The sequence below is a fragment of the Streptomyces sp. NPDC034111 genome (genome assembly GCF_055575375.1).
In genome coordinates, this window is sequence record NZ_JBVIST010000023.1 from 75,662 (window position 1) to 102,491 (window position 26,830).

Annotated in this window: 20 protein-coding genes and 2 pseudogenes; 8 read left to right on the forward strand and 14 right to left on the reverse strand. The window is 69.0% G+C overall.

From position 1 onward, the window contains the following. Positions 1 to 120: 120 nt before the first annotated feature. Both ACZ55A_RS33215 and ACZ55A_RS33220 read right to left on the reverse strand, forming a co-directional pair. Complete coding sequence (locus tag ACZ55A_RS33215; protein WP_468848139.1) at positions 121 to 1,809, reverse strand: glycoside hydrolase family 13 protein; 1,689 nt, start codon at positions 1,807 to 1,809, stop codon at positions 121 to 123. Between the two features lie 540 nt (positions 1,810 to 2,349). After that, positions 2,350 to 4,767 carry a glycoside hydrolase family 31 protein gene (locus ACZ55A_RS33220; protein WP_468848142.1) on the reverse strand — a complete coding sequence of 806 codons (2,418 nt, stop codon included), beginning with the start codon at positions 4,765 to 4,767 and terminating at the stop codon, positions 2,350 to 2,352. 398 nt (positions 4,768 to 5,165) lie between these two features. Between ACZ55A_RS33220 and ACZ55A_RS33225 the strand changes: the two genes are divergently transcribed. Beyond that, a complete protein-coding gene (locus tag ACZ55A_RS33225) occupies positions 5,166 to 6,404 on the forward strand; it encodes an ROK family protein (RefSeq protein WP_468848145.1) in 1,239 nt (412 codons plus the stop codon). Positions 6,405 to 6,884: 480 nt separating this feature from the next. On the opposite strand, the gene ACZ55A_RS33230 is transcribed toward ACZ55A_RS33225, so the two are convergent. The 3 genes from ACZ55A_RS33230 to ACZ55A_RS33240 all read right to left on the reverse strand — a co-directional run bounded on the left by ACZ55A_RS33230 (position 6,885) and on the right by ACZ55A_RS33240 (position 9,853). Then, a complete protein-coding gene (locus ACZ55A_RS33230; RefSeq protein ID WP_468848148.1) occupies positions 6,885 to 8,141 on the reverse strand; it encodes an NAD(P)/FAD-dependent oxidoreductase in 1,257 nt (418 codons plus the stop codon). 2 nt (positions 8,142 to 8,143) lie between these two features. Further along, positions 8,144 to 9,265, reverse strand: a complete 1,122-nt coding sequence (gene tal / locus ACZ55A_RS33235; protein ID WP_468848151.1) for a transaldolase — start codon at positions 9,263 to 9,265, stop codon at positions 8,144 to 8,146. A gap of 225 nt (positions 9,266 to 9,490) precedes the next feature. Continuing rightward, positions 9,491 to 9,853, reverse strand: a complete 363-nt coding sequence (locus tag ACZ55A_RS33240) for a DUF488 domain-containing protein (RefSeq protein ID WP_381399752.1) — start codon at positions 9,851 to 9,853, stop codon at positions 9,491 to 9,493. Positions 9,854 to 10,371: 518 nt separating this feature from the next. Between ACZ55A_RS33240 and ACZ55A_RS33245 the strand changes: the two are divergent. The 3 genes and pseudogenes from ACZ55A_RS33245 (at position 10,372) to ACZ55A_RS33255 (ending at position 12,530) form a co-directional block, all read left to right on the forward strand. Then, positions 10,372 to 10,829, forward strand: a pseudogene (locus ACZ55A_RS33245) (Crp/Fnr family transcriptional regulator). A gap of 98 nt (positions 10,830 to 10,927) precedes the next feature. Further along, positions 10,928 to 11,641 carry a GTP cyclohydrolase I gene (folE, locus tag ACZ55A_RS33250; RefSeq protein ID WP_468848154.1) on the forward strand — a complete coding sequence of 238 codons (714 nt, stop codon included), beginning with the start codon at positions 10,928 to 10,930 and terminating at the stop codon, positions 11,639 to 11,641. After that, the gene (locus ACZ55A_RS33255; RefSeq protein WP_468848157.1) at positions 11,634 to 12,530 is read left to right on the forward strand and encodes a RibD family protein; all 897 of its coding nucleotides are present in this window, start codon (positions 11,634 to 11,636) and stop codon (positions 12,528 to 12,530) included. Before folE ends, ACZ55A_RS33255 begins: the two co-directional genes overlap by 8 nt. A 76-nt stretch (positions 12,531 to 12,606) precedes the next feature. Here the strand turns inward: ACZ55A_RS33255 and ACZ55A_RS33260 are convergent. Together ACZ55A_RS33260 and ACZ55A_RS33265 are read right to left on the reverse strand one after the other, a co-directional pair. Next, positions 12,607 to 13,644: pseudogene (locus ACZ55A_RS33260) on the reverse strand (transposase); the annotation flags it as partial. Between the two features lie 25 nt (positions 13,645 to 13,669). Beyond that, on the reverse strand, positions 13,670 to 14,911 hold the full coding sequence (locus ACZ55A_RS33265; RefSeq protein WP_468848159.1) for an ROK family transcriptional regulator: 1,242 nt from the start codon (positions 14,909 to 14,911) through the stop codon (positions 13,670 to 13,672). Between the two features lie 316 nt (positions 14,912 to 15,227). Between ACZ55A_RS33265 and ACZ55A_RS33270 the strand changes: the two genes are divergently transcribed. The 4 genes from ACZ55A_RS33270 (at position 15,228) to ACZ55A_RS33285 (ending at position 19,362) form a co-directional block, all read left to right on the forward strand. Further along, positions 15,228 to 16,406 carry a Gfo/Idh/MocA family protein gene (locus ACZ55A_RS33270; protein ID WP_468848162.1) on the forward strand — a complete coding sequence of 393 codons (1,179 nt, stop codon included), beginning with the start codon at positions 15,228 to 15,230 and terminating at the stop codon, positions 16,404 to 16,406. Further along, positions 16,403 to 17,323 carry a sugar phosphate isomerase/epimerase family protein gene (locus tag ACZ55A_RS33275; protein ID WP_468848165.1) on the forward strand — a complete coding sequence of 307 codons (921 nt, stop codon included), beginning with the start codon at positions 16,403 to 16,405 and terminating at the stop codon, positions 17,321 to 17,323. Before ACZ55A_RS33270 ends, ACZ55A_RS33275 begins: the two co-directional genes overlap by 4 nt. A 147-nt stretch (positions 17,324 to 17,470) precedes the next feature. Further along, on the forward strand, positions 17,471 to 18,238 hold the full coding sequence (locus ACZ55A_RS33280; protein ID WP_468848168.1) for a sugar phosphate isomerase/epimerase family protein: 768 nt from the start codon (positions 17,471 to 17,473) through the stop codon (positions 18,236 to 18,238). Next, positions 18,235 to 19,362, forward strand: coding sequence for a Gfo/Idh/MocA family protein (locus ACZ55A_RS33285; protein ID WP_468848171.1), 1,128 nt, complete (start codon positions 18,235 to 18,237; stop codon positions 19,360 to 19,362). Before ACZ55A_RS33280 ends, ACZ55A_RS33285 begins: the two co-directional genes overlap by 4 nt. Positions 19,363 to 19,840: 478 nt before the next feature. Here the strand turns inward: ACZ55A_RS33285 and ACZ55A_RS33290 are convergent, their stop codons facing one another. The 7 genes from ACZ55A_RS33290 to ACZ55A_RS33320 form a co-directional block, all read right to left on the reverse strand. Beyond that, positions 19,841 to 20,368 carry a GNAT family N-acetyltransferase gene (locus ACZ55A_RS33290; RefSeq protein ID WP_468848174.1) on the reverse strand — a complete coding sequence of 176 codons (528 nt, stop codon included), beginning with the start codon at positions 20,366 to 20,368 and terminating at the stop codon, positions 19,841 to 19,843. 372 nt (positions 20,369 to 20,740) lie between these two features. Beyond that, positions 20,741 to 21,640: a TauD/TfdA dioxygenase family protein gene (locus ACZ55A_RS33295; RefSeq protein WP_468848177.1), complete on the reverse strand. Its 900-nt coding sequence runs from the start codon at positions 21,638 to 21,640 to the stop codon at positions 20,741 to 20,743. 31 nt (positions 21,641 to 21,671) lie between these two features. Further along, positions 21,672 to 22,040: a 4Fe-4S dicluster domain-containing protein gene (locus tag ACZ55A_RS33300; protein ID WP_468848179.1), complete on the reverse strand. Its 369-nt coding sequence runs from the start codon at positions 22,038 to 22,040 to the stop codon at positions 21,672 to 21,674. Continuing rightward, positions 22,037 to 23,629: an FAD-dependent oxidoreductase gene (locus tag ACZ55A_RS33305; protein WP_468848181.1), complete on the reverse strand. Its 1,593-nt coding sequence runs from the start codon at positions 23,627 to 23,629 to the stop codon at positions 22,037 to 22,039. The genes ACZ55A_RS33300 and ACZ55A_RS33305 overlap by 4 nt, the downstream gene beginning before the upstream one ends. Continuing rightward, a complete protein-coding gene (locus ACZ55A_RS33310) occupies positions 23,626 to 24,984 on the reverse strand; it encodes an LLM class flavin-dependent oxidoreductase (RefSeq protein ID WP_468848184.1) in 1,359 nt (452 codons plus the stop codon). Before ACZ55A_RS33310 ends, ACZ55A_RS33305 begins: the two co-directional genes overlap by 4 nt. A gap of 53 nt (positions 24,985 to 25,037) precedes the next feature. Beyond that, entirely contained in the window at positions 25,038 to 25,982 is a 945-nt protein-coding gene (locus tag ACZ55A_RS33315; RefSeq protein WP_468848186.1) for an ABC transporter permease, read from the reverse strand. After that, the gene (locus ACZ55A_RS33320) at positions 25,979 to 26,830 is read right to left on the reverse strand and encodes an ABC transporter ATP-binding protein (RefSeq protein WP_468848189.1); all 852 of its coding nucleotides are present in this window, start codon (positions 26,828 to 26,830) and stop codon (positions 25,979 to 25,981) included. The genes ACZ55A_RS33315 and ACZ55A_RS33320 overlap by 4 nt, the downstream gene beginning before the upstream one ends.

A 26,830-nucleotide genomic window follows, 5' to 3' on the forward strand; every position in this document is an offset into this window, starting at 1 on the left:
GAGCCTCTCTTCCGCCACGGAAGACTCTGAATATTGTTTCTTCTGGAAAATTGCTTCGGTAATTTCACTTAAAGTCGTTGCCCGTGGATCCACCGACGCAGAACGCATGGGTTGCTCTCCTCAGTCCGTGGTGCCGTCCCGCTCCTGAAGCAGACCTTCGGGTTCCAGCCAGGCGGTGGTGTCCGGCGGGAGCTGAACACCGTCGAGCGGTCCGCTGGCCAGGACCACGCGTCCGGACGGCAGCGGCACCGGGGTGTCGCCGAAGTTGGTGATGCAGGCCCACCCGCCGGGACGGCGGAAGTGCACGACGTCCGGCTGCTCTTCACCCCATTCCAGCGATTCGTCCGCCTGAAGGCGCCGCCGCTCGGCAAGCGCACGCCGGTAGAAGGCGAGGGTCGACGCAGGGTCGGCGGCCTGGGCCTCGACTGCGTGGCCGGCGAACTCCGGCGGCTGCGGGAGATGCGGCGCACCTTCCCCGAAGCCGAACGACGGGCCCGACGCCGTCCACGGCAGCGGGACCCGGCAGCCGTCCCTGCCCCGCTCGGTGCCGTTCGACCGGATCCACGTGGGGTCCTGTAGCGCCTCCGCAGGAAGGTCGGCGACCTCGAACAGCCCCAGCTCCTCGCCCTGGTAGAGGTAGGCGGAGCCCGGGAGGGCGAGGGCGAGCAGTGTCGCGGCGCGGGCCCTCAGCAGCCCCTGCTCCTTGTCGGGCTGCGGGTCGACGCCCCCGCCGAGCAGCCAGGCCCGCAGGTCCGTGCCGTTCGGCAGTGCATAGCGCGTCGCATGCCGTACGACGTCGTGATTGGAGAAGACCCACGTGGACGAGGCCCCGGAAGCCCGCGCCAGTTCGAGGTTCTCCTCGATGATCCGGCGGAACGCCGCAGCGTCCCAATCCGCCAGCAGCAGGTCGAAGTTGAACGCCTGGCCAAGACCGTCCGCCGAGGCATACCGGGGCCGGCGGTGGGCAGGGACCCAGGCCTCCGCGACCGCCGTGCGCGGCGGATGGTACTCATTGAAGACGGCTCGCCACTCGCGGTAGATCTCGTGGACCTCATCGCGGTCGTGCAGGCGGTGCGCCCCGTCGGGCAGTCCCTCGGCGGTGAGCTCGGCCTGGCTGGGCAGCGGCTCGGAGAGGTCCTTGGCAAGCATGTGTGCCACGTCCACACGGAATCCGTCGACGCCTCGGTCGGCCCAGAAGCGCAGCGTGGTCAGGAAGTCCGTACGCACTTGCTGGTTGGCCCAGTTGAGGTCCGGCTGCTCGGGCGCAAAGAGGTGCAGGTACCAGTCACCGTCCCCCACCGGTTCCCAGGCCGGACCGCCGAAGGCCGCGGTCCAGTCGGTCGGCGGCTCCTCACCCTGCGGCCCCCTGCCGCGGCGGAAGATATAGCGGTCGCGGGCCGCCGAGCCGGGAGGAGCGGCCAGGGCCTCACGGAACCAGACGTGCCGGTTGGATGTGTGGTTGGGCACGATGTCGACGACGACACGGATCCCCGCCCGGTGGAGCGTGGCGACCAGGTCGTCGAACTCTTCGAGGGTGCCGATCCGCGGGTCCACCGCGCGGTAGTCGTCCACGTCGTAGCCCCCGTCCGCGAGAGCCGACGGATAGAACGGGCTGAGCCAGACCGCGTCCACGCCGAGGTCGCGCAGATAGCTCACCTGGGAGGCGATTCCGGGGAGGTCGCCGATGCCGTCACCGTTGGAATCGGCGAAGCTCCGCGGATAGATCTGGTAGACGACGGCCTGTCGCCACCAGGCGTCATCCGCAGCGAGTTCCTCTACGCCAAGGGCCTCCGCGACCGCCTCCGCCATGGGAGCAACCTTTCACAAGGAATTAAATATAGGCACTAGATTTACTTCTTGGCGGTAAGCTAGAGGGGCCTTTCACGGAAGGTCAAGGGGTCGGTCAGTAACAAATGACGGCGCCGACGCGGCAGATCCGAGAAGCGCGCACGCGCGCCCGGGCGCACCGTGGCACCACCACTCCCCCGCCGTCGGCCGGCCCGTTGTGATCGCGCGGCAGTCACACCCCGGTGGAGAGATCCACCGTGCCTCCGAACCCGGCCGTCATCCCGCACAGCCAGACCCTCGCCACCGCAGAGAGCACCGGCCCGGCCGCTCTTGTGCCGTGGTGAAGTGGTCCGGCGGTGCCGGCAGGACCGCCTGCCACATCGGTGCTTGCGTAGCCGAGTACGGCTACCGCGTCCCGATTGTGGACGGCGACGCCCAGTGCGACGCCTCGTAGCGCACCGCAGTCAGGATGCCGTCCTGGTTGATCGGGACGCGGTCACCTCTGGCGCCGCCGGTGAGGCCGGGCCCGTGCGGCGGCGGGCCCGGCGTTACCGGGCATGATCAGATATCGAATTCGACGGTGAAGCCCTGGCCCGTGCTGGGGATCGTGATCCTGTTGCCGTCGGGTGTGGTCCGGGTGCCGTCGACGCTCACGGTGCCCGGTGCTGCGCCGTGGAGGACGAGGACGAACTCTTCGCGGGCGAAGCCGTCGAACCCGTCACCGGTCGCCTCGGCCCGGAAGGTGACGCGGGTGCCGGTGCGGGCGACGGTGAGCTGGGTGCGGATCCGGGCTCCGCCCGTTGCGGCCAAGGTGAGGCCGTCGTCCTCCTGGAGGAAGGACTGGTGGGCGCCGTCCTTGGCGGGGACGAACAGGTGCAGCTCCACTGAGTTCGGCGCGTGGCTGTGAGTCGAGCTTGGGGCTTCCGCCCACATGGGGACGACGGATCCGGCGCGGGCGTAGAGGGGGATGCGGTCCATGGGTGTTTCGGCGACGATGTGCCGTTGGCCCTCGTGGATCTGGCCTGTGTGCCAGTCGTGCCAGTGCCCGGCGGGGAGGTAGATCTGCCGTGACGTCATGCCGGGCTGGAGGACGGGCGCGACAAGCAGGTCCGGGCCGAAGAGGTACTGGTCGTCGATGTCCGTCACGATCGGGTCGTACTGGTGGTCGAAGACCAGCGGCCGCTGCACCGGCGCCCCGGTCTCCGCTGCCCGGACGAAGCTCGTATAGATGTAGGGCAGGAGCCGGTACCGCAGCTGCAGGGCGTCCCGGACGATCCCGAGGACGGCTTTGCCGAACGACCACGGGTACTGGTCGCGGTTGGCGATGACCGAGTGGTTGCGGCAGAAGGGGGTGAGGGCGCCGTACTGCATCCAGCGGACGAACAGCTCGGGCTCGCTGTCCCCGTCGAAGCCGCCGATGTCGGCTCCGACGAAGGCCTGCCCGGAGATCCCGAAGCCGGTGGCCATCGGGATGCTCATCTTCAGGTGGTCCCAGTTGGCGAGGTTGTCGCCCATCCAGTTGGCCGCGTACCGCTGGATGCCGGCCGAGCCGGCCCGGGAGAGGACGAAGGTGCGCTTGTCGGGCATGGCTTTGCGCAGGCCCTCGGTGGTGCCCATGGCCATGAGCATCGCGTACTGGTTGTGGAAGCGTTCATGTGAGTACATGCCTTTGCCGAAGCGCATGCCCATCGGGGAGATGTTCCCGGTTGCGGGTTCGTTCATGTCGTTCCAGATGCCGGCGATGCCTGACTGGACGTGCCGGGCATTGAGCTCGCCCCACCATTCCCGGGCTTCTTCGGTGGCGAAGTCGGGGAACGCCGTGTTCCCTGGCCAGACCTGACCAACGTAGATGTCGCCGCCCTCGGTCGCGCAGAGGACACCGCGTTCGACGGCGTCGTCGAAGACCGGGTAGCCGGGTTCGACCTTCACTCCCGGGTCGACGATGGTGATGAGCCGGTACCCGTCCTCGTCGAGGCGCCCGAGCAGAGCCTCGACGTCCGGCATGAGCTCTCGGTTCCAGGTGAAGACCCGGTAGCCGTCCATGTACTCGATGTCCAGCCACAGGGTGTCGCAGGGGATGCCCTCGTCCCGGAGCCGGCGGGCGAGGGCTTCGATGTCTTCCTGGGAGTACTTGTGCCAGCGGCACTGGTGGTAGCCGAGGGCCCAGATCGGGGGCAGACCCGTGCGGCCGGTCAGCCACGTGTAGGCCTCGAGGATGCCAGGCATGTCGGGGCCGGCGAACACGTACTCGGTGTACTGGCCGCCGGAGAAGTGGACACGGTACTGGTGCGCGGCGGTGAAGTCGTAGGCGCCCCGGTAGCCGTTGTCGATGAAGGACGCCGCGATCTGTCCGGACGACCGGTCCTGGTGGTAGTAGAACGGGATCGAGACGTAGTACGGGTCGAACTCGGTGCTGGTCGGGGTCGCCCGCGGGTCCCCGGCCTCGCGTCCGGCGGTGAACTCACCGGTCGCGGACGGGTCCAGGACATCGGTGTTCCAGAGGGTGAAGTCCCGGCCTTTCCGGTTCTGCCGCCCGGTCTTCTCGCCCAGGCCGTACACGGCGTCGCTCGGGTTGCATCTACGTACGAACGTGAACGCGTCGTTGAGCGTGGCGTAGGACTGGTGGGTTCCGTTCGAGTCCTGAGCCGTCTCGAACACGACCGTGCCGTCGGTGCGGTGGATGTCTATCCGGAACGGATCCATCCACAGCGATACCACCAGGCTCTCCGTCCTGAGGCGCACAGCGTCGTCGCCCACCAGGACCTTGAACGTCGGAACGGAAGCGGAGGTATCGGCGCAGACCGCGAACGTCGGCCGTTCGTCGAAGACCCCGCCGCGGCTGATCTTGATCCTCACCAGGTCCTCTCTGAGGACGTCGATCCTCAGAGACTCGCCGTGCAGTTCGGCGACCAGGCCGACGGGAGTCTCACGGACGGAGTCGACCCGGTTGAAGCGGAGGTAGTTGTCGTAGAGATTCACGGGTTCCCAAATGGTGTAGGACGGAATTCGAGTTGGGTGATCTGGTGCGAGGAGCAGGGCCCCTGTGCGCGGCACGTCGCGCACGGCTGCGTCTGTGCACATGGCATGTGGCCGCGGTCAGGCGCCGGCGAGGCGCCAGGTCCGTTCAGGAGGTGTGTGGGAGGTGTGTGGGAGGTCTGCGGACACCTGGCGTCCCCGGCGAAGGTGTCCTTGACGTGGGCCACGAGGATGCTCTGGGGCTGAGCCACCGCGTCCACACCGAGGTCGCGCAGATAGCTCACCTGGGAGGCGATTCCGGGGAGGTCGCCGATGGGGCACTAAATATAGAGACTAGATTTACTTCTTGAGGTAAGCTAGAGCGGACGTTCACGGGAGGTCAAGGGGTGGGTCGGAAACAGATGTCGGCGTCGACACGGCAGATCCGGGAAGCGAACCTCCGGGCGGTGCTGCACCACATGTGGGACTCCGACCCCGTCACCGGGTCGGACCTGATGGCCGCAACGGGCCTGACCCGGGCGACCGTCCACGACGTCTGCGAGGACCTCGTGCGACTGGCCTGGATCCACGAGCTGGAGAACCAGCGCGAGCACGGGGGGTACCGCATGGGCCGCCCCGCCCGGCGCTACGCCTTCCGCCCCACGGCCGGAGTGGTCGTGGGCGTCGACTGCGGCGCGCACCGGGCCATGGCCACCGTCGCCGACCTGCGGGGGCATACCCTCGCCCGGCACTCCTGCACCTTCTCAGGACCCGAACACCCGGCCAAGGAGCGCCTTGACGTGCTCGGCCGCACCATCCGCGAGGCACTGGAGGCGGCCTCGCCGGCGGCCGAGCAGGTGCTGGCCGTGGCGGTCGGAGTGCCGGCGCCCGTGGACGTCGCCGGACACACGGCCGGGACCGCCAACCCGTTCTGGGAACGGATGAACCCGGACATCGCCGAGCAGCTGGCCCAACGTCACGGCTGGACCGTCCTGGTCGACAACGATGCCAACCTCGCGGCGTTGGCCGAGGGATGGCGGGGCGCCGGACGCGGGGCGACGAACTTCGTCACCCTGCTCACCGGCGAGCGACTCGGCGCGGGCATCGTGGAGGGCGGCCGCCTCCTGCGAGGGGCGCGCGGCCGCGCCGGCGAGATGGGCTTCCTCGACCTGGTCGAGGGGGTGGGGTCCACTTCGGGACTCGCCGGCCTGGCCCGGGACTGGGCCCGGGAGGCCGTACGTGACCCGCAGGCCCACCCCACATCCAGTCTCCGCAAGCTCGACCCGCAGGACATCGACGCCCAGGCCGTCTTCGCGGCGGCGGCCGCCGCCGACCCCCTCGCCGCGGAAGTCGTCGAACGCCTCGGTGCGCGATTCGCCCGGGTCGTCAGCGTTCTCGCCGTACTCCTCGGCGTCGAACGCATCGTGCTCGCAGGGGCCCTCGCCGGCTCGTACACCGGAGTCCTGCAGATCATCGAGCGCGACCTGCCGCTTTATGTGAACCCACCGCTACCCACCGTCGTCGCATCCGAGCTGGGCGGGGATGCCGTCTCGGTCGGGGCGGTGCGGCAGGCGCTCGACCACGTCTTCGAACACGCCCTGGAGATCGAGCTTCCTGGTTCCGTGCTCGGGGCCGAGGGCCAGGATCCGCCTTCGACGTGATCTTGCCCTGAGCAGGATGAGCGAGAGTAATACCGCCGCTTCGCAGAAGGGGCGGTAGCCAGTCCCGCGATCGCGGTCCTTCCGCCCGCGAGGGTATCGGCCGAGCGACCTGGCGCCTCAAGACGGCGTAGTACGAGAATCTCCGCATCCCTCGAAGCCTCCGACGGCTGGCAACGCGAACCACTCGAGGACGCGCAAGAAGATCAGGTACAGCAGTCGCACAGACCGGACATGCGAGATGCGAAATCAGACGTCGGCGCCGTTGAGGCGGCCTGCGCCTCGCGCAGGGCGAAGAGCACGGCTTGGCGGACGTGCGGGGAAGCCGTCCGTGCCGACCACGATCGGACCAGCGGAGCGGGCACGCGACTGTCGTCCATCTGGCACTCTCCAACGGCTTGAGGCACGGACCACCCTCCCGCCCGTGACAGGGGCAGCCGGAACTGCTGCCGGGGTGCTCTGAGTTGCGGCATGCGGCCTGAGCTACTGCTCGTCGGTTGCACCTCGGCGTTGCAGGAGCGAGTCGATGGGCACCTGCGGGTCGGCGAGTTTTCGGGTGTCAACCTGTTGGCCGGAGCGGACGAGGGCCTGGATCGGTTCGGTGACGTCCCAGATGTTGACGTTCATGCCTGCCAGCACCCGGCCGCGTGCGAGCCAGAACGCGATGAACTCGCGTGCGCCGACATCGCCACGGAAGACGACCTGGTCGTATCCGCCGGGCTCCGCGTATCCGGCGTACTCCATGCCCAGGTCGTACTGGTCGGAGAAGAAGTACGGCACCCGGTCGTAGGCCGCTTCCCGGCCGAGCATCGCCTTGGCGGCGGTCTGTGGCTGGTGCAGCGCGTTGGCCCAGTGCTCCACGCGGATGCGCCGGTCCAGCAGGGGATGGAAGGCGTTGGCGACATCCCCCGCGGCGTAGACGCCGGGTGCGGAGGTGCCCAGCCGCTCGTCGGTGAGAATGCCGTTGTCGACCTGAAGACCCGCGGCCTGGGCGAGCCCGGTGTTGGGGACGATGCCGATGCCGACGATGACCACGTCCGCGTCGATGCGGGTACCGTCGGACAGCCGCACCCCGTCGACGGTCCCCGCACTGCCGGTGAGTTCGGCGACCTGCGCGCCGAAACGCAGATCCACCCCGTGGTCACGGTGCAGGTCCGCGAAGACCTGGGCGACCTCGCGGCCAAAGACACCCAGCAACGGCAGCTCGGCCCTCTCCAGCACGGTGACCTCCACACCGGCGGCGCGGGCCGCGGCAGCGGTCTCCAGGCCGATCCAGCCGGCCCCGACGACCGCCACCCGTGAGGCGGAGGAGAAGGCGTCCTTGATCCGGTCGCTGTCCTCGACCGTGCGCAGATACAGCACCCCGTCCAGGCCCGCGCCCGGCACCGGCAGACGGCGCGGCGAGGAGCCCGTGGCCAGCAACAGCTCGGCGTACCCGAGGCGGCTGCCGTCCGCGAGTGTCACCTCGTGCAGGGCCGGGGCGAGCGCGGTGACCGCCGTCCCCAGGCGCAGGTCGATGTCGTTCTCGGCGTACCACTGGGGCGGGTGGACGTAGATCTGCTCCCGGGCGTCGTTGCCCATCAGGTAGCCCTTCGACAGCGGCGGCCGCTCGTAGGGCCGCTCGCTCTCCTCCCCGATAAGGATCAGCGGGCCGTCGAAGCCCTCCTCGCGCACCGCCTGCGCGGCCTTGGCCCCGGCCAGACTGGCTCCGACGATCACATACGCGCTGTTGTCAGTCATGATCAGCCCCCGGTCTGAGGCGGACGCGCGGTGCTGAGAGTGTCGGAGAGCTGTTCGGCGAGCCTCTCCCAGCTGGCCTCGAACTTCTCCACACCCTCGTCCTCAAGGGCCTGTACGACGTCGTCGTAGTCCACACCGACCGCCCGCAGCCCGTCGAATACCCGCTGCGCGTCGCTGTAGCCGGAACGCACCGAGTCGGCCGGCACCTGCCCGTGGTCCGCGACCGCGCGCAAGGTGGCCTCGGGCATGGTGTTCACGACGCCCGGGGCAACCAGGTCGACGACATAGCGCGTGTCAGGGTAGGCAGGGTCCTTGGCGGACGTCGAGGCCCACAGCGGTCGCTGCGGTCGCGCACCGGCGCCCTCCAGCGCCTTCCACCGCGACGAGGAGAACGCCCGCTCGTAGTGCTGGTAGGCCAGGCGTGCATTGGCGATCGCCGCACGCCCGCGCAGATCGGCCGCCCGCGCGCTGCCGGTCTTGTCCAGCCGCGCGTCGACCTCGGTATCGACGCGGGAGACGAAGAACGAGGCCACCGATCCGATCGCGGACAGCTCCCGGCCCGCGGCGCGGGCTCCTTCCATCCCGTCGAGGAAGGCGTCCATGACCTGGTCGTACCGCGACAGGGAGAAGATCAGCGTGACGTTGATGCTGATCCCCTCGGCCAGGCACGCGGCGATCGCCCCCAGGCCCTGCCGGGCAGCCGGAATCTTGATGAACAGGTTGGGCCGGTCGACCAGCCACCACAGCGCCCGCGCTTCCGCAAGCGTCGCCGCCGTGTCGTGCGCGAGTCTCGGGTCCACCTCGATCGAGACGCGCCCGTCGACGCCGTCCGTCACGTCGTAGACCGGGCGCAGCACGTCGCACGCCCACCGCACGTCGAACGTGGTCAGCGCCCGCAGCGCCTCACCAGCCCCCACTCCACGGGCCGCCAGGTCGCCGATCTGGCGGTCGTACTCTTCACCGTGTGTGATCGCCTTGGCGAAGATCGTCGGATTGGTGGTCACGCCTACTACATGGTCATGCTCGACGAGTTTCGCCAGGCTCCGGGACACCAGCCTTTCCCGGCTCAGGTCATCGAGCCAGATCGAGACCCCAGCTTCGCTCAGTGCGGACAACGGATTCATGGCAGTGCCTCTCCTCTCCGCCGTGCGGCCGAGGCTGCGCATGCGATGGGTGCTCGGATCGGCGCTGGGGCCGGGCCCGCACCGCGCCGGTCACGGGGCCTGCCGTCATCGAGACCCCTGCCTTCCTCCAGGCTGGACTGGGGCGAGACCGTCCGCCACCGGTGGCCAGGGACCCATCGCAGACCGCGGCGCGGCTGCCGTGGCCCGGCCGGACGCCGACGAAGTTCAGCTCCGGAGCAGGCCGGCGAGGACTTCGGCTTCGCTGATCTCGGGCTGCTTGGTCGCGGTGAGCAGCGTCAGTGTCCGGTGCTTCGCCAACTCGCGCAGATGAGCAAGCGCCTCCGCACGCTCCGGATCCTCCAGTTCGCTGCGGTAGCGGCGCCCGAACTCCTCGAAGCGGTCCGGATCGTGGTGGTACCACTTGCGCAACTGCGTGGACGGGGCGACCTGCTTGCACCACTCGTCCAGGCCGGCCTTGGCCTTGGTCAGACCGCGCGGCCAGATCCGGTCGACGAGCACCCTCGTGCCGTCTCCCCGTTCAGGTTCCTCGTATGCCCTGCGCACCTGCACCTTGTGCTCCGATGTCATCAGCGGCTCCTCACGGTCATTCCACACTTGAGTTCTGCCTACTGGCCGCCCCGTTACCCCGCTCCCACGTCACAGCAGTCAGGGACGTCCACCAGGGAACGGCACACCAGCCAGCCATGTTCAGGATTCGCGGTCTACATCCGGCATGAGAACGTCCGCACTTCCCAGCCTGCTTCCGCCCGTCCCAAGCCACCAGTGCGCGCACCCCGCGACGATGGTGGTACGGCACTCGTGCTCGAAGGTGCTGTTGATCGCCGCCCCGATAGCGAGCCTCGCCCCGGACGCGGTCCTCCAGGACTCCGCAGCCCACCAGCGCGCGGGCATCCGCCGCTTGATGGCGGTGGTGCACCATGCGAAGGGACCCGCGCCAAGGCCCTCGGCTACTGCAGCTGGTGGCTGGGATGCGCCTTCTGCCTCGTCCACGGCCTGTTCGCCACCACCGCGCTCGTCAATATCCTGCTGCCGCTCGTCCACCCGCGCACGGGCCAACCCCTGGCTCTGAGGACGGGAGGGCCGTGATGGCCACCACGACGAATTTGCTGGGCATGCTCTCGCCCGAAGATCACGACCGCTTGCTGAAGTTCGCGGCCGACGTGTCATTCCCCGCGGGCGCCCGCATCTTCGAGGAGGGCAGCAAGGCCGACCGGTTCTGGATCGTCCTCACCGGGTTGGTTGCTCTCGACGTGCACGTCCCCGGCCGCCGGGCAGCCACGTTGACGCCGTCGGCCAGGGTGAACTGCTCGGCTGGTCGTGGCTGGTCCCGCCGCACACCTGGCAGCTCGGCGCCGAGGCACACGGCCCGGTACATGCACCGGAATTCGACGCGGCGGCGGTGCGCACACTGATCGAGGAGGATCCGGTGCCGGGGCTGACGATCACACGCTGTGTCGCCACCGTGGTCGGGAACCGGCTTCGGTCAACCCGGACCCGCCCGCTGGATCCGTACGGGCCAGCTGGCAGTGGGCCGAGGCGCTGACCGGCAACTCGGTGTGCGGCCGCAGGAGGCCTCCGTAAACTCAGCACTCCGGCACATACAGGGCGATAATGGAAGTTCATCGTCTCTTGAGGCCGCATATGAACGAGCAAGTCACGCAGATGCATGGTCCCCCGCCCGTCGTGGGGATGGTGGGGGAACGGCTGGTACCCCTCACGGACGAGGCGGAGTGGGCGGCCGTGTCTCCGCGGCAGATCACCCCCGAGGATTGGCAGCGGTTCGAGGACTACCTCAAGGAGATCTTCGAGGCACTCGGCCTGGCCGCCGGATCAGCAGCCACGGCAGACACACCCCGCCGCTTCCTGCGTGCCCTCTTCGACGCCACCAGCGGGTACGAAGGCGACGAGAAGTTGGTCACCGCCTTCGAGACCGAATGCCACGGCGGTTCGGACTGCCGGATCAGCCAGATCGTCGAAGGACCTATCCCGTTCTTCGCCCTCTGTGAGCACCACGCTCTGCCGTTCTTCGGCAAGGCGTACGTCGGTTACATCGCACACGAGCACATCCTCGGCCTGTCCAAGCTGACCAGACTGGTGCGGCTGTTCGCCCGCCGCTTCTCGATGCAGGAGCGCATCGGCCGCCAGCTCGCCGAATCCTTGCAGCAGATCCTGCAACCGCACGGCGTCGCGGTCCACTTGGAAGCGGTGCATCTGTGCACGCAGATGCGCGGCGTACGGGAGATCGAGTCCAGCACCCGTACCACCCACTGGAGGGGCACCTACGACGAGGATCCGCAGCTGCGTGCCGAGTTCTTCACTCTGTGCAGCCAGCGGGGCCTGGCCGCACATGGCTGAGGACAGCGCCGCGCAGCCTGCCGACGGAACACAGACAGGCTCGTTGGAGCCACTGGAGTTGCTGTACGAGGAAGAAGGGCAGCCCCGCTTCGGCCTGCCTCCGGCGCTCGCCACGGCCTACCACGGCGATCTGGGTTTCACCCCACCGTGCGTGTACGCAAACTTCGTCACCTCCATCGACGGAGTGGTAGCCCTCGGCCCCGAATACCCCTCCTCCGGCTCGGCGATCAGCGGCCGCGAACCCGCGGACCGATTCGTCATGGGATTGCTGCGCGCATGCGCCGACGCCGTGCTCATCGGAGCCGGCACACTGCGAGCCACACCCCGCCACCGGTGGACCCCCGACCATGTTTGTCCGCAAGCCGCTCCCGACTTCGCCGAGCTACGACGCAGCCTGGGCCGCGCCACCCAACCGGAACTGGTCGTGGTCACCGCGAGCGGCGACCTCCCCACCGAGCACCCGGCCCTGCAGTCGGGCGCGCTCGTGGCCACCACCCTGGACGGCACCCGCCGACTGGACGGACGCCTGCCGCCAGCGTGCACAGTACTCACCGCAAGCGAAGGCTCCACCCTCCGTATGATCGACATACTCGCGGCTCTACACGCTCACGGACACACCGCGGTGCTGACCGAGGGCGGGCCGCACCTCATCGGCAACCTGCTCGGTGAGGGCTTGCTGGATGAACTGTTCCTCACGACATCCCCGGTACTCGCCGGCCGTGCCGACACCGCTCGCCCCGGGCTGATCTCCGGACTCGAACTGCTTCCAGAGCAACCGGCATGGATGGATCTGATCAGCGCCCGACGACGGAATTCGTATCTGTTCCTTCGCTACCGACTTCGCCCGTCAGACGCACGCGTCGGCCCGCGTTCCGCGGTGGCCATTTGATGCGGCGCCGATTCGGGCACTCAGGTCGTCGGCTGGCTCGCTGTTCTGTAACGACATCACAGCATGTACCACACGCTTAGCTTGTTTCTTGAGCTGTGCGCCGCGGCTTCGTGCCCACCTTGTGGTGGGTGGGGCAGCTGAACCCTTGGCCCGTGGCGAGGACTCGTCCCACGTCATCAGTTTCCTGAACCCCCGCCGGACGGGCGGGAGTCAATTTGTTCGGCGGGGCCGGCTTCTCCCAGGGCCGGCGGAGGTCGGTCGCCAATGGGCAGGCGAGCCGTAACTGGGTATAAGCGGCGGTCACCAGCCATGTCCACCGGTCGGCCGCCTCCGAACTGCGACGCCGCGGCCTGGTCCAGCCCAGGCTCTGCTTGAACAGGCGAAACGTGTGCTCCAGATCAAAGCGTCGGAGGAAGGAATGCCAGCAGCGCTCGACGTCTTCGGCGGTTGCCCCGGTGCCCGACCACCACAACCAGACAGGCTTGTTCGCACCACCGCTTGCTAACTTCTCGACTCGCAGGCGGATGATGGCGCCCTCGATGACCGGCAGCGGGCCGTCGTGGTCGAGCCAGGCAGCCCGGCGGGTCAGACGTGGGTGCAGCCGGTCCCATGCCTGTGCGGTTGCCTTCCCGTAGAGGCGGGTCTCGGTCACGGTCACCGCCTGCTCGGCCCCCCAGGTCGTCTCATCACCGAAGATGAACTCGCCGCCGTGTCAGGGCGGCCGGCCGCCATTGGGGTCGCAGACCCGCGGCGGTGTCGGCCGCCGCATCGCGCGGTCGGAACGGAGCCGGCCGAGGACCTGCACCGGCAGGTCCGACAGCAGGTGAGCGATGCGGGGTGCGTCGTATCCGGAGTCCAGGGAGACCAGGATCTCAGGGGCACCTGCGTTCCACTGGCTGTCGACCATCAGCCGCTCGACCACACCGCGAACCTGGGCGGTGGTGACGGCGGCGACATCGGCGCCGGGCTCCAGGCGGATCGCATCCAGGACCGCCGTCCATGAGGTCCGGCCCGTCCCCAGCGCGGCCACCACCGAATACGGCCAGCCGGGCATCTTCTGATGCTTGGCCTCGCCACGGCCGTACGTATGGCAGAAGGAACGGTCCGGGCACGACCGCGGCGCACAGCTTAAAAACAAGCTAAATCCGCAGAAAGCGCCCGATCTCCGCCGGGGAGAGTAGCTGCTCTATGCCGAGTACCATCGCGCCGACCACCGACGCGTCCCGGCCCAGCGAGCTGTGCGTGATCGACAGCTGACGGGTGGCCAGGGGCAGTGCTCGCCGGTATACCACGCCGCGCACCTCGGAGAGCAGGTCGTCGCTCGCTTCGACGACATCGCCCGCGATGACCACTCGACGCGGATTGATCATGTGGATGCACAGCGCGATGACCTCGCCGAGCGCGGTGCCCGCGGCGCGGACGGACCGCAGCGCGTCCGGCATACCGTGGCGCAGCCGGTCCAGGAAGGCCTCCATGGTCGCTGCGTCTCCCGGCGCACCGGCCGCCGATCCGGGAGCGTCGGTCGCATCGGCCGACGCGTGCCGCCAGGCCATCGCGGCGGTGGAGGCGACCGCCTCGACGCAGCCGACCTTGCCGCAGCGGCAGATCGCTTCCTCGGCACTGGGGCCGCGGATGTGCCCGATGTCGCCGGCCGCACCGTCGGCGCCTCGATGGAGCGTCCCGTCGGCCAGCACCAGTCCGGCCCCGATGCCGGCGCCGACCGTGACGAAGAACAGCGGCAGTTGCTCGGCCGGCAGCGTCCGGGCCTCCCCCAGGGCCATCAGGTTGACGTCGTTGTCCACCAGGACAGGGCAGTCCAGTTCGGCGGCCAGCCGGTCGGCCACCGGGAAGCCGTCCCAGCCCGGCATGATCGGAGGACGGACGGGGATTCCCCGCGCGACGTCCACGGGGCCCGGTAGGCCGATCACCAGGACCCGGGGCCGGCCTGGTGGGACCCGCTGCTGGTGAAGCAGTTCGGTGAACTGCTCCACCAGCAGCGGGACCGTGAGCTCCGGGCCGTCGGCGACGCGCCAGGGCACGGTCCGGTCAGCCAGCACCTGCTGGGTCAGATCCGCCACCACACAACGCACCGTGAAGGCGGCGACATCGGCGATCAGCACCACGCCCGCGTCCCCGTCGAGGGTCAGACGCAGCGCCGGCCGGCCTCTCCCGCTGGTGGGGGCGTCATCCCCGTGCAGCAGACCGGCATCCATCAGCCGCTGCACCTGCTGATGGACCGAGGACCGCGACAACCCGGTGGCCCGGGACAGGTCCAGGCGATGGGCCGCTTCACCAGCTGCCACCAGCCGGGCGATCAGGCTGATGACAGCGTCGCCGTCCTGCCGTGAGCCACTGCTCGGTGCGCCCAGTCTTGCTACCACGTCTACCCCCCGAAAGGTCTACGCCGGTGAATCCAAGTGCACGAGGATAACCCAAATTACGGCAGGAATATTTCAGAAACAACAATATTCAGAGCCTTCCATGCTGGAAGAGAGCCAAATATCGTCAGCAGCGGATGAGGTTGGCCACCGCGGGTTCCCCCGACAGATGCGGACCGGTGGCTGCGAGGTCGTCCTGGCCAAAGCAACACGGCCGCATCACGTCGTTCCGAAAGGACCATGCATGACTGCCCCGACTGGGCACCCCTTCTCTATGAGCGAGCCTCTTTCTCTGAGCGAGCCTCGGCCAGGGGGCCATATGGCCGGACAGCGCCGGCGCACACCACGGTTGCGGGTGGCAGTCCTCGGCGCGGGGATGATCGGAGGCGTCCACCTCCGCAGTGCCCGCGCGGCCGGCGCGGAGGTGGCCGGCGTCCTGGCCTCCTCGCCCGATCGGAGCCTGGCGGCAGCGGACAAGTGGCAGGTCGACGTCGCCTACCCCGACGTCGATGCCGTCCTGAATGACGACAGCATCGACGTCGTCCACATCTGCACACCGAACTTCCTGCATGTCACGCAGGCAGGCGCCGCGTTGCAGGCGGGCAAGCACGTGGTGTGCGAGAAGCCCATCGCCACATCGGCGGCCGATGCCCAGCTCCTCGCCGATGCAGCCATGACATCGGAACGGATCGCCACCGTCCCCTTTGTCTACCGCTACCACCCCATGGTCCGTGAGCTGCGGGCCCGGGTCACGGCCGGCGACTTCGGCGCCTGGCAGCTGGTGCACGGTTCGTACCTTCAGGACTGGCTGCTCTCTCCGGAGAGGACCAGTTGGCGGGTGGACCCGGCAGCCGGTGGCTCCTCGAGGGCCTTCGCGGACATCGGCTCACACTGGTTCGACCTGGTGGAGTGGGTGGCCGACATCCGCCTCGCCGAGGTCCTCGCCGAGACCACCACCACCGTCGCCGAGCGCCCAAGCGCCGGAGGACCGTCGTTCTCGGCCAAGGCAGCGGACTCCGGCCGCGTCCCGGTCACGACGGAGGACGCACTCGGGGTTCTGGGGCGGACGACCGACGGAGTCCTCGTCTCGGCAACCGTCTCGCAGGTCTCGGCCGGCCGGAAGAACCGTCTGTGGTTCGAGCTCGACGGCGCCGACGCCAGCGCAGTCTTCGACCAGGAGCTGCCGGAATCCCTGTGGCTCGGCTATCAGAACCGCACCGAGACGGTCATGCGCGATCCCTCCGCCAACGCCTTCGATGCGGCCCGGCTCTCGATCGTTCCCGCGGGACACCCCCAGGGGTATCTCGAATGCTTCGAGAACTTTCTGCACGACACGTACGCCGCCATCCGCGGCGAGGATCCCGACGGCTTGCCCACCATGGTCGACGGCCTGCGGTCCGCCCACATCGTCGATGCGGTCATGGCCTCGGCGAGCCAGCGGGCGTGGAACACCGTCCCCGACTGCACCAGCCCCCGCCCACAAGGACGTACGCGATGAAGCTTGGATTCCTGACAGCCTGCCTGCCCGGCCAGTCCCTCGAGGAGATCGCCAACTGGGCCGCTCGCGAGGGCTATGAGGCCCTCGAGGTCGCGGTGTGGCCAGGCATTGGCGGCCGCGACTTCGAAGCCTCCCACCTGCCCGTCGCGACCTTCTCGGAGGCCGACGAACGCGCCACCCGCGAGCTGATACATCGCACCGGCCTGGAGATCAGCTCCCTGGCCTACTACGAGAACAACCTGCACCCCGACCCCGCCACTCGCCAGGCGATCCGTACCCACCTCAAGCATGTGATCGATGCGGCGGCGCGACTCGGTGTGGAGTCGGTCGGCACGTTCATCGGGCGCGACCCGCGGCTCAGCGTCGCGGACAACCTGCGCGAAGGAGAAAAGGTCCTCCCCGAGTTGGTGGACTACGCACGAGAGCGCGGGGTCAAGATCGTGATCGAGAACTGCGTCATGGAGGGATGGCACCCAGACGGTTACCCGGGCAACCTCGCCTACTCTCCCGAACTGTGGGAGTGGATGTTCGCGCTCGGCTTCTACCTCAACTGGGACCCCTCCCACCTCACCTGGATCGGCATCGACCCCCTTGAGACCATCGAGCCGTACCTCGACCGGATCGTCCACACGCAGGCCAAGGACGTGCAGACATTCCCCGGCAAGCGCAACCGGTTCGGCTTCTACGGCACCGTCAACAAGGGCGACAACCCGTGGGAGATGGGCTGGTGGCGCTACCGCGTGCCCGGCCTCGGTGAGGTCGACTGGCGCCGGATCATCGACCGGTTCCACGAACTCGGGTACACCGGCACGGTCTCCGTCGAACACGAAGACCCGATCTGGGGCGGCACCCCCGAGAAGGTGAAGCAAGGCCTCCAGATCGCCCACAGGACACTGCGCCCCCTGATGACGCCATGACTCCGTGACTCCGGATCGAAGGGGAGTCGACACCCTCGGATGCTTGATTCTCCCTTGTTCATCGGCGGATTCCTCGCCGGCCGATGACCCAGGCCCCGCAGCCAACAGCCGCTGACACTACGCTTTCCCACCCGCCAGGAGTCTGCCATGTCTTATTCAATCCAGCTCTACACCCTGCGCAACGCCCTTGAGGCGGACCTGCCGGGGACCCTTGCCAGAGTTGCCGCGATCGGCTTCACCCAGGTGGAGGCGTACGACTTCGTTGACACCGCCGAAGAACTCGGCGCGGCCTTGGTGGCGAACGGCCTCACGGCCCCGTCCGGCCATGCCCCGCTGCTGAGCCAGGACCAGGATGAAATCTTCGCGGCGGCCAAGGGATTGGGCATCAGCACCGTCATCGACCCCTATGTGCCAGCCGAGGAATGGCTGAGGGCGGAAGATGTCCAGGCCACCGCAGCCAAGTTCAACCAGGCTGCCAAAAAGGGGGCTGAACACGGCATTCGCGTGGGCTACCACAACCATGCCTGGGAGTTGGAGTCCACCATCGAAGGCCAGACCGCCCTGGAGTACTTCGCGGCACTGCTCGACCCCGGGGTGGTTCTTGAAGTGGACACGTACTGGGCTGCCGTGGGCGGCCAGGACCCGGTGGAGCTACTGGCCCGCCTGGGTGACCGTGTGAGGTTCATCCACATCAAGGACGGCCCGGCCACCACCGACACCAAGGCCCAGCAGCCTGCCGGCCAAGGCACCATCCCCGTGCGGGACGTCATCGGCGCCGCCACGTCCCTGGAGGTGGGCGTGGTGGAGTTCGACGACTACGCCGGAGACATCTTCGAGGGCATCACCGAAAGCCTGGCCTTCCTGCAGACCCCCGCCGGCCAGGCGGCTCCTTCCGGTCAGGATGTGCGCGCATGAGCACCGTACGGATACCGGAATCCGGCCGCGGACCCGTCGGCGTCGCCGTCATCGGTGCCGGCAACATCAGCAAGGAGTACCTGGACAACCTCACCGTCTTCCCGGATCTGAAGGTCCACGTCGTCGCTGACCTCTTCGAGGACGCGGCGGCAGCCCGGGCAAGGGAGTACGGCATCGGAGAATCGGGGGGCGTGGAGGCGGCGCTGAACCATCCCGACGTCGAGATCATCGTGAACCTGACCATTCCTGCCGCGCACGTGGAGGTGGCCTCTGCCGCCGTCAAGGCCGGCAAGCACGTCTGGTCGGAGAAGCCGTTCTCCCTGGACCGCGAGTCCGGACTGAGCCTGCTGAAGGCGGCCGACGCCGCGGGCCTCAGGCTGGGCTGCGCCCCCGATACCTTCCTGGGCGCCGGACTCCAGACTGCCCGGCGGACCATTGAACGCGGTGACATCGGCACGCCGTTGACGGCGACGACAACGTTCCAGGTCCCCGGACCGGAAGCCTGGCACCCCAACCCCGCGTTCCTCTTCCAGCATGGGGCGGGACCCCTGTTCGACATGGGCCCGTACTACCTCACCGCGCTGGTCCAAACCTTCGGGTCCGTGCGCAAGGTGGCAGCAGTCGGGTCCAAGGCCAAGGAGGTCCGGGTCATCGGCTCCGGACCCAGGGCCGGAGAGGAATTCGCCGTCGAGGTCCCCACCCATGTCAGTGCCATGGCCCAGTTCGAAGGCGGCCAGACCTCGCACAGCCTCTTCAGCTTCGAATCCCCCCAGCCACGGGCGGGCGTCGTGGAAATCACCGGCACGGAGGCCACCATCTCGCTGCCGGACCCGAACAACTTCGACGGCGTCGTCCGGCTCTGGCGGGCCGGGGACGAGGACTGGACGGTGGTTCCGACCACGGGCCCGGCGAACGGCCGCGGCATGGGCGTACTGGACATGGCCCGGTCCATCCGCGCCGGAATCCCGCACCGCGCCACCGGCAACCTGGCCTACCACGTCCTGGACACCATGGTCTCGATGTCCGAGTCGATCGAATCCGGCGCCTTCGCCGACGTCGAAAGCTCCGCGCCCGTCTCCGCAGCCCTCCCCGAGGACTGGGACCCGACGGCCCAACACCTCTAGTGTCGTGATCCCGTCGTCATTACGTGATCTGGACTGGTTCCAACCTGTTCGCCGCCCTGAATGTTGGCACCGGCAAGGTCTTCGGCGAGTACAAGACCGGCGAGCGTGCGTAAACAGCGCCGTCTTGAGAACCGAGAATCCGAAATGCCCGAACAGAACCACGAGTTGCAGGGCGCCCCGTAGAGCCCTACGAGCATCCGCGTCGCCACCACCGCCCTCCCCGCGCAGTCGAAGTCGGCGAGCCGGAGCACAGCAAGACCGTACGAACACCTCACCAGGCCCGTCCCCGAACGCAGGAACCCCCGCCGGCAAGACGACGGGGGTTCCTCACCTCTCACGCGATATCACACGCGTCTCACCAACAGCATTGACGCTCCTGGGCCACAAGGCCCTGACCTGTGCCTACACCCCTGTGCTCGGCGTTCGCGCGGCACGGGCTCATACGGACGACACACCCCATGAACACCCGCAATCCTCTTCACGTTCCGAGGGAGCCCGCACCCGGCCGTCGCACCATGTAGACGTCGATCGGGTCCTGAACCTCCGCGGTGAACCCGTGGCGCTCGTACAGCCGCCGGGCAGCGCTGCCCTGTAGGACATTCAGGCGGACGAGCACGCCGTCGGCATCGGTCCGCTCCAGCAGTGTTCGCAGGACAGCCGATCCGAGTCCCCGGCCCTGCATGCCCGGAGCGAGATAGAAATGCTCCAGCCATCGTCCCTCCTCGGCCGGGCGCACGGTGACGCAGCCCGCGAAGGCGCCGTCGGCCATGATGACCGATGTGTGCTGCGGGGAGAAGGAATCCCGCAGCCGCTGCCGGACCCGATGCTCGTCGAACCGTCCCAACCGCTCCAGGTCCGGGCGCATCACCGTCGCCCGCAGCTCTGCGATCGCCTCGACATCCGCCGGCTCCGCGGGACGCAGCGCCCATTCCACGGGCCGGCCCGACCCGATCCCCGGCGCCGCCCGCCCCGGCCGTATCCCGTCCGCCCTGGCACTCGTACCCATGGCCGGAAGTATCTCAATGGCCGACGTTGACCAAACGCAGCCGTCCACCACTGGGCCGACCTGGCAGCCGGAATCCGCGAACCGCGCAGGGTCGCCCGCCGCCGCATCGCCATCCTGACGTGGGACCAGCGCATCTTCCGCGACCGGTGCTGGCTCGTCCGGGACCACCTCCCAGAGGCAGCCGCGTTCGACGACACCCGCGCCAACCCGACCGACCAGCTGGACGATCTGCTCGGCGGGGCGCGCCAGGATCCGGTCCGTCCGCCATGACTGCGTGGACGGATTCGGCGCCGCATACTGGCGCCGCCCCCCGCGCCTACCTCGACCCGTAGGTGGGCGCGGGGACCTCGGCGGCCGGCGGGCCCATGGGCGTCAGGCCACGGCGGGTGTGTAGTGGCCGGCGTCACCGCCCTCGATGGCGCGGCTGGAGGTGCCGTCGATGCCCACCGGAGCGTCCCCGGCGACGGTCACCCGGTGCAGCAGGCGCGGCAGGTCGCCGAAGTCGTCGGGGGCGTAGTGCTGGGTGATGCGGTTGTCGAACAGGACGAGGTCGCCCGGTGTCCAGGCCACTCGGACGATGTTCTCCGGCCGCGTCACGTACGACTGGAAGATGCGCAGCAGGTCCCGGGATTCGGAGGGGCCGAGGCCCTCGATGGTCTGCGCGAAGCCGCCGATGAACAGGCCGCGCTCCCCCGTATCGGGGTGCACGCGTACCACCGGGTGGGCGGTGCGGTACTTGCGTGAGACGAATTGCTTGCGGTGCTCGGCCGCCTTGTCGCTCTTCGGGGCCGCGTAGTCGTAGTCGTTGGTGTGCACCGCCCACAGCTTGTCCGCCAGCTCGCGCAGCGGCTCGGGCAGGTCCTGGTAGGCCGCGGCCGCGTTGGCGATCAGCGTGTTGCCGCCATAGGGCGGGACAACGATGCTGCGCAGGGTCGACGCCTTCGGGGGTGTGCGGACGAAGGTGACGTCGGTGTGCCAGTGGTTGGCGCGGATGCCCTCGTCCCCGTCCACGGGCAGGACGTTGGGCTGCCCGTCCACGGACGGGACGGTGGGGTGGGCGGTGGTGAGTTCGCCGAAGAGGGAGGCGAACCGCAGCTGCCCGGCGTCGTCCAGCTGCTGGCCGCGGAAGACGAGCGCCTTGTGTTCCAGCAGAGCCGTGTTGATCTCGGTGACGATCGCCGGGTCGAGGGCGGCGGAGAGGTCAACGCCGACGATCTCGGCGCCGATGCGTCCGCCGATCCGGCGGATGTCGAAGCCTGTGCTGGTGCTCATGTGCGCGTTCCTTTCAGGAGTTTCGGCAGTTTCAGGAGGTGATGGGCAGGGAGGTTCCGTTGGCGCCGGGCGGGTTGAGGGGTGGTCCCAGGGCCAGCCGGGCGCCGGGGGTGCGGCCTCGCCCCCAGCCGATGCAGCGGCGGTAGCTACCGAGCAGGCCGGCCCGGTCGAGACCGTCCTCGTCCCGGACGGTGGGTTCCTCGGGCAGGGGATATGTCTGCGGGGCGACGTAGAGGGCGTCGGCGGGGCAGTTCGCCTCGCACTGGAAGCAGGTCTGGCAGTCCGCGTGGCGGGCCAGGACCGGGATGCCGTCCTCGCCCCGGTCGAAGACGTTGGTCGGGCAGACCCTGATGCACTTGTCGCAGGCAATGCAGCGCTCTGCGGAGATGAATTCGATCACGGGGCTGCCTCCAGGGGTGCGGCCGCGGGCTCGGGCCGGGTCCACACCTCGTCGAGTCCGCCGGTGACGATGCGGTGGCGCTGTGCGGGGTCCTGAGCGGGGAAGTCGAGGCGCCGTGCCATGCCGCGGCTCTCGGTGCGGGCGAGTGCGGAGGCGTACATCCAGCGGGCGTGTGCGGTCATCGCCGCGGCCTCGCGGGCCCGTACGACATCCGGCCCCGTGCCGCGCAGTGCGGAGCGGGCCTGGTCCCAGGTGGCGTCGAGCGCTGCCAGGGAGGTGGCGAGAGCCGCGCCGTGGCGCAGGTAGTTCTTCTCGTACGGCAGGACCTCGCTTTGAACCGCCGCGATCACCTCACGGTGGGCACCTGCCGGGCCCGCTGCCCGGGTCGGCCGAAGGCCCGCCCCGCCCGTCGGCGCCAGTCGGCGGGTGGCGGCCCGGCGACCGAAGGACAGTGCGTACCGTGCCGCCCCCTGGCCCGCCCAGGTGCCCGAAGAGATGGCCCAGGCGGCGTTGTGGCTGCCGCCCCCGGTGAAGCCACCGCAGATCAGCTCGCGGGTGGCGGCGTCCCCGGCCGCGTACAGCCCGGGGACGGTGGTGGTGCAGTGGTCACCGGTGATGCGGATGCCACCGGTGCCGCGCACCGTGCCCTCGGCGAGCAGCGTGATCGCGAACCGTTCGGTGAACGGATCGATGCCGAGCCGGTCGAAGGTGAGGAAGAAGTTCGGCTGGGCCAGCCGCATCCCCCGCCGGGCCGAGGCGTCGGCACGGTCGAGACGGCAGTACACCTTCTCGTGCAGCAGAGCGCGGGCGATCGCCGACCGGCCGCCCTGGCTCGCCGCGCCTTCCAGGACGGTCCCGTCCTCGTGGTAGAAGGTCGCGAACGAGTAGAACGCGGTCTTGGTGACCGAGGTGCCCTCGGGTGCGATGCCGTAGGCGTTGGAGAACTCCATGCCGGACAGCTCGGCACCTGCCTCGGCGGCGAACAGTGCGCCGTCTCCGGTGTTGACGTTGCAGCCGAGCGCTCCGCTGAGGAACGCACAGCCGCCGGTCGCCAGGACCACCGCCCCCGCGCGCACCCGGTAGGCCTCACCTGCCTGTCGCCGGTAGCCGCGGGCCCCGGCGACCGCCCCGGACGGGTCCGTCAACAGCTCGGTGACCGGACTGTGGTCGAGGATGCGCGCCCCGGCCCGCTGGACGCGGATGCGCATCCGGCGCATGTACTCGGGTCCTTGCAGGCCGTTTCGGAGTTGCGTACCGTCCGGCCCGGTGGGGAAGGGGTACCGGCCCGCCGCGGCCAGCTCGTTCATGCCCGCGTACGTCTGGTCCAGGACGCGTTCCTTCCAGCGGCGGTCGTCGAGGTATCCGCCGAGCTTCTCCCGGCTCGCCATCGCCGACTCCCGCGCGGCGGGGTCCGGCGGGACGTACCAGACGCCGGTGCCGCCCGACGCGGTCGCGCCGCTGGTTCCGCAGTAGCCCTTGTCGGCCAGGATGACCTCCGCTCCGGCCTGGGCCGACTTGAGCGCCGCCCAGGTGGCGGCGGGACCGCCACCCACCACCAGGACGTCCGCGGTGATATCGACCCCGGTCATGCCGGCCGTCCCTCGGCGGCGGTGACGGAGGGGGCGAGCCGGCCTGCGGGGCGAGGCAGGCCGTAGTGCTCGCGCAGGGTGCGGCCGGTGTACTCGGTGCGGAACAGGCCCCGGTACTGGAGGATCGGCACGACGTGGTCGACGAAGTCCTCCAGACCGCCCGGCAGATGCGGCGGCATGACGTTGAAGCCGTCGGCGGCTCCCTGCGTGAACCACTCTTCGAGCTGGTCGGCCATCTGCTCCGGCGTCCCGGCGAAGACCCGGTGGCCGCGCCCACCGCCGAGGCGTGCGATGAGCTCGCGCAGGGTCAGGCCGTCGCGCCGGGCCAGTTCGGCGACCAGGGTGAAGCGGCTCTTGTTGCCGTTGATGTCCCGCTCCTCGGGCAGCGCGGGCAGCGGACCGTCCAGCGGCAGCCCGGTCAGGTCGGTGCCGAGCATCCCCGACAGCTGGGCGAGCCCGTACTCCGGCACCTGGAGGTCGGTCAACTCCTGCTCGAGGGCGTGGGCCTCCGCCTCCGTCGAGCCGATGACCGGGCAGATCCCGGGGAGGATCTTCAGGTCGGCCTCGGACCGCCCGTAGCGGGCGAGGCGGCTCTTCACGTCCTTGTAGAAGGCCTGCCCGTCGGCGAGCGTCTGCTGTGCGGTGAACACGGCCTCGGCGTACTGGGCGGCGAACTCCTTGCCGTCCTCGGACGAACCGGCCTGCACCAGCAGTGGGTAACCCTGCGGGCTGCGCGGCACGTTGAGCGGGCCCTGTACGGCGAAGTGTTCCCCCCGGTGGTCGATGGGCCGCACCTTGCCGGTGTCCGCGTAGATCCCGCGCACGCGGTCGAGCACGACCGCGTCGTCCTCCCAGCTGTCCCAGAGCTTGGTGGCGACCTCGACGAATTCCCGCGCCCGGTCGTAGCGCAGGCTGTGTTCGAGGTGTTCGTCCTGCCCGAAGTTGCGGGCCTCGTCGACCGTGCCGGAGGTGACGATGTTCCAGCCGGCGCGCCCGCCGCTGAGGTGGTCGAGGGAGGCGAACTTCCGGGCGGTGTGGAAGGGCTCGTTGAAGGTGGTGGAGACGGTGGCGATCAGGCCGATGCGCTCGGTCACCGTCGCCAGGGCGGACAGCAGCGTGAGCGGTTCGAAACCGCCGAGCGCGTTGTGTTCGACCTTGCCCCATAGGGCCAGGCCGTCGGCGAAGAAGACCGAGTCGAGCTTGCCGCGTTCGGCGGTCTGCGCGAGGTGCTGGAAGTAACGTACGTCGGTGGCGCGTTGGGGCTGGGTGCGCGGATGCCGCCAGGCGGCGTCGTGGTGGCCGGCGTTCATCAGGAAGGCGTTGAGATGAAGGCGTCGGTGGCGCGCTGCGGGCATGGCAGGTTCCTCCAGGTTCCTTTGGGCTCCTTGTGCAGGGGCTAGTACGGGCGTCAGCTCGTGGCGGGGACACGCCACGAGCTGAGCCGCTTCTCCACGGCCACCAGCAGCTGGTTGAAGGCCACGCCGATGACGGAGATCGTGACGATGCCGGCGTACATCTGCGGAATGGCGAAGTTGTACTGGGACGCGTTGATGAGATAGCCGAGACCGGCCTTGGCGCCGATCATCTCGGCGGCGACCAGGACGACGATGGACACCGCCCCGGCCAGTCGGATTCCGGTGAAGATCGTCGGCACCGAGGCCGGCAGGATCACCTTCTGGAACAGCCGCGGGGCCGACAGGTCCATGGACTTCGCCAGTCGCAGCAGGGTGGGGTCGACAGTGCGTACCGCGCTGATGGTGTTGAACAGGATCGGCCATGCGCACGCGTACACCACGATGGAGATCTTCGACGTCTCGCCGATGCCGAGGAGCAGCACGAACACCGGCAGCAGCGCCAGGGCAGCGGTGTTGAGGAAGACCTGCAACAGTGGGTTGAGGAGATCGGCGACGGGCCGGTACCAGCCGATGAGCAGGCCCAGCGGTACGGACACACCGACGGCTATACCGAATCCGCTGAACGAACGCACCAGGCTCGCCTGTGCGTTGTCGGCGAGCTGGCCGTTGGCCACCAGTCCCCACCATGCCTGGGCGACCTCGCTGAACGGCGGCAGGAAGGTCCGGTCCACCAGGCCGTAGCGGGGTGCCAGCTCCCACGCGAGCAGCAAGGCGACGATCGCCGCCGACTTGGTGGCGCCGGTCAGTACCGCGCGCAGGATGCGGGGAAGCACGGAAGGGCGGTGGTGCCGCGGCCTGCTCAGCGCGATGGGCAGGACGGCTGCGGGCTCCTCGGCGGACGCCGACGGCGTGCCGGTGGCCGGCGCGGAGAGCTCCTCCGGGGGCGTGAGTTCCTCCGAGGCCTTGCGTCGAGTGCTCGAACCGCTTGCGAGGCTCATACGGAGACCTCCTCCTTCTCCAGCAGTTGGGTCCTGGTCACCTCGTCGTGCAGGAGCGTCCAGATCTCGTGTCGGTACCGTGCGAACTCGGGGCTGGACCGCAGGTCGTCCGTCGCCGTGCGGGAGTTGAAGCCGATCGGCACGACCTGTTTGATGCGACCGGGCCTGGAGGTCATGACGGCCACCCGCCGGCCCAGGTAGACGGCCTCCTCGATGCCGTGGGTGATGAAGACGATGGTCTTTGCGGTGCGCTGCCAGATGCGCAGCAGCTCGTCCTGGAGCGACTCCCTGGTCTGGGCGTCCAGTGCGGCGAACGGCTCGTCCATCAGCAGGACGTCGGGGTCGTAGGCGAGAGAGCGGGCGATGGCCACGCGCTGGCGCATACCGCCCGACAGCTCGTGCGGGTGACGGTTCTCGAATCCGGAGAGCCCGACCAGGTCCAGGTACTCGCGGGCACGCGCGGCGCGCTCACGTCGTGGCACTCCGGTCGCCTCCAGGCCGAACTCGACGTTGCCCAGGGCGGTGCGCCAGGGCAGCAGGGCGTACTGCTGGAAGACGATGCCGCGGTCCAGGCCGGGGCCGGTCACCGGTTCCCCGTCCAGCAGGATCCGTCCGCCGGTCGGCCGGGCGAGCCCGCCCAGCAGGTCCAGGAGCGTGGACTTGCCGCATCCGCTGGGGCCGACCACGACGACGAACTCCCCCGCGTCGATCCGCAAATCGACACCGTCCAGAGCGGTGAACTCACCGTCCCCGTGCGCCGAACCGCGGCCCTGGCCCCTCCCCCTCTTGGCGGGAAAGGTCTTGCGCACCTGCTCGAACTCGATCTTGGGTGTGGTGGATCCAGGCAT

Excerpts from the sequence above, each read along its gene's own strand:
- ACZ55A_RS33230 (WP_468848148.1), bottom strand. The coding sequence starts at position 8,141 with ATGACTGACAACAGCGCGTATGTGATCGTCGGAGCCAGTCTGGCCGGG.
- ACZ55A_RS33310 (WP_468848184.1), bottom strand. The coding sequence starts at position 24,984 with ATGCCCGCAGCGCGCCACCGACGCCTTCATCTCAACGCCTTCCTGATG.
- ACZ55A_RS33275 (WP_468848165.1), top strand. The coding sequence starts at position 16,403 with ATGAAGCTTGGATTCCTGACAGCCTGCCTGCCCGGCCAGTCCCTCGAG.
- ACZ55A_RS33285 (WP_468848171.1), top strand. The coding sequence starts at position 18,235 with ATGAGCACCGTACGGATACCGGAATCCGGCCGCGGACCCGTCGGCGTC.
- ACZ55A_RS33290 (WP_468848174.1), bottom strand. The coding sequence starts at position 20,368 with ATGGGTACGAGTGCCAGGGCGGACGGGATACGGCCGGGGCGGGCGGCG.
- ACZ55A_RS33255 (WP_468848157.1), top strand. The coding sequence starts at position 11,634 with ATGGCTGAGGACAGCGCCGCGCAGCCTGCCGACGGAACACAGACAGGC.
- tal (WP_468848151.1), bottom strand. The coding sequence starts at position 9,265 with ATGAATCCGTTGTCCGCACTGAGCGAAGCTGGGGTCTCGATCTGGCTC.
- ACZ55A_RS33315 (WP_468848186.1), bottom strand. The coding sequence starts at position 25,982 with ATGAGCCTCGCAAGCGGTTCGAGCACTCGACGCAAGGCCTCGGAGGAA.
- ACZ55A_RS33225 (WP_468848145.1), top strand. The coding sequence starts at position 5,166 with ATGTCGGCGTCGACACGGCAGATCCGGGAAGCGAACCTCCGGGCGGTG.
- ACZ55A_RS33305 (WP_468848181.1), bottom strand. The coding sequence starts at position 23,629 with ATGACCGGGGTCGATATCACCGCGGACGTCCTGGTGGTGGGTGGCGGT.
- ACZ55A_RS33270 (WP_468848162.1), top strand. The coding sequence starts at position 15,228 with ATGGCCGGACAGCGCCGGCGCACACCACGGTTGCGGGTGGCAGTCCTC.
- ACZ55A_RS33280 (WP_468848168.1), top strand. The coding sequence starts at position 17,471 with ATGTCTTATTCAATCCAGCTCTACACCCTGCGCAACGCCCTTGAGGCG.
- ACZ55A_RS33295 (WP_468848177.1), bottom strand. The coding sequence starts at position 21,640 with ATGAGCACCAGCACAGGCTTCGACATCCGCCGGATCGGCGGACGCATC.
- ACZ55A_RS33215 (WP_468848139.1), bottom strand. The coding sequence starts at position 1,809 with ATGGCGGAGGCGGTCGCGGAGGCCCTTGGCGTAGAGGAACTCGCTGCG.
- ACZ55A_RS33240 (WP_381399752.1), bottom strand. The coding sequence starts at position 9,853 with ATGACATCGGAGCACAAGGTGCAGGTGCGCAGGGCATACGAGGAACCT.
- folE (WP_468848154.1), top strand. The coding sequence starts at position 10,928 with ATGAACGAGCAAGTCACGCAGATGCATGGTCCCCCGCCCGTCGTGGGG.
- ACZ55A_RS33320 (WP_468848189.1), bottom strand. The coding sequence starts at position 26,830 with ATGCCTGGATCCACCACACCCAAGATCGAGTTCGAGCAGGTGCGCAAG.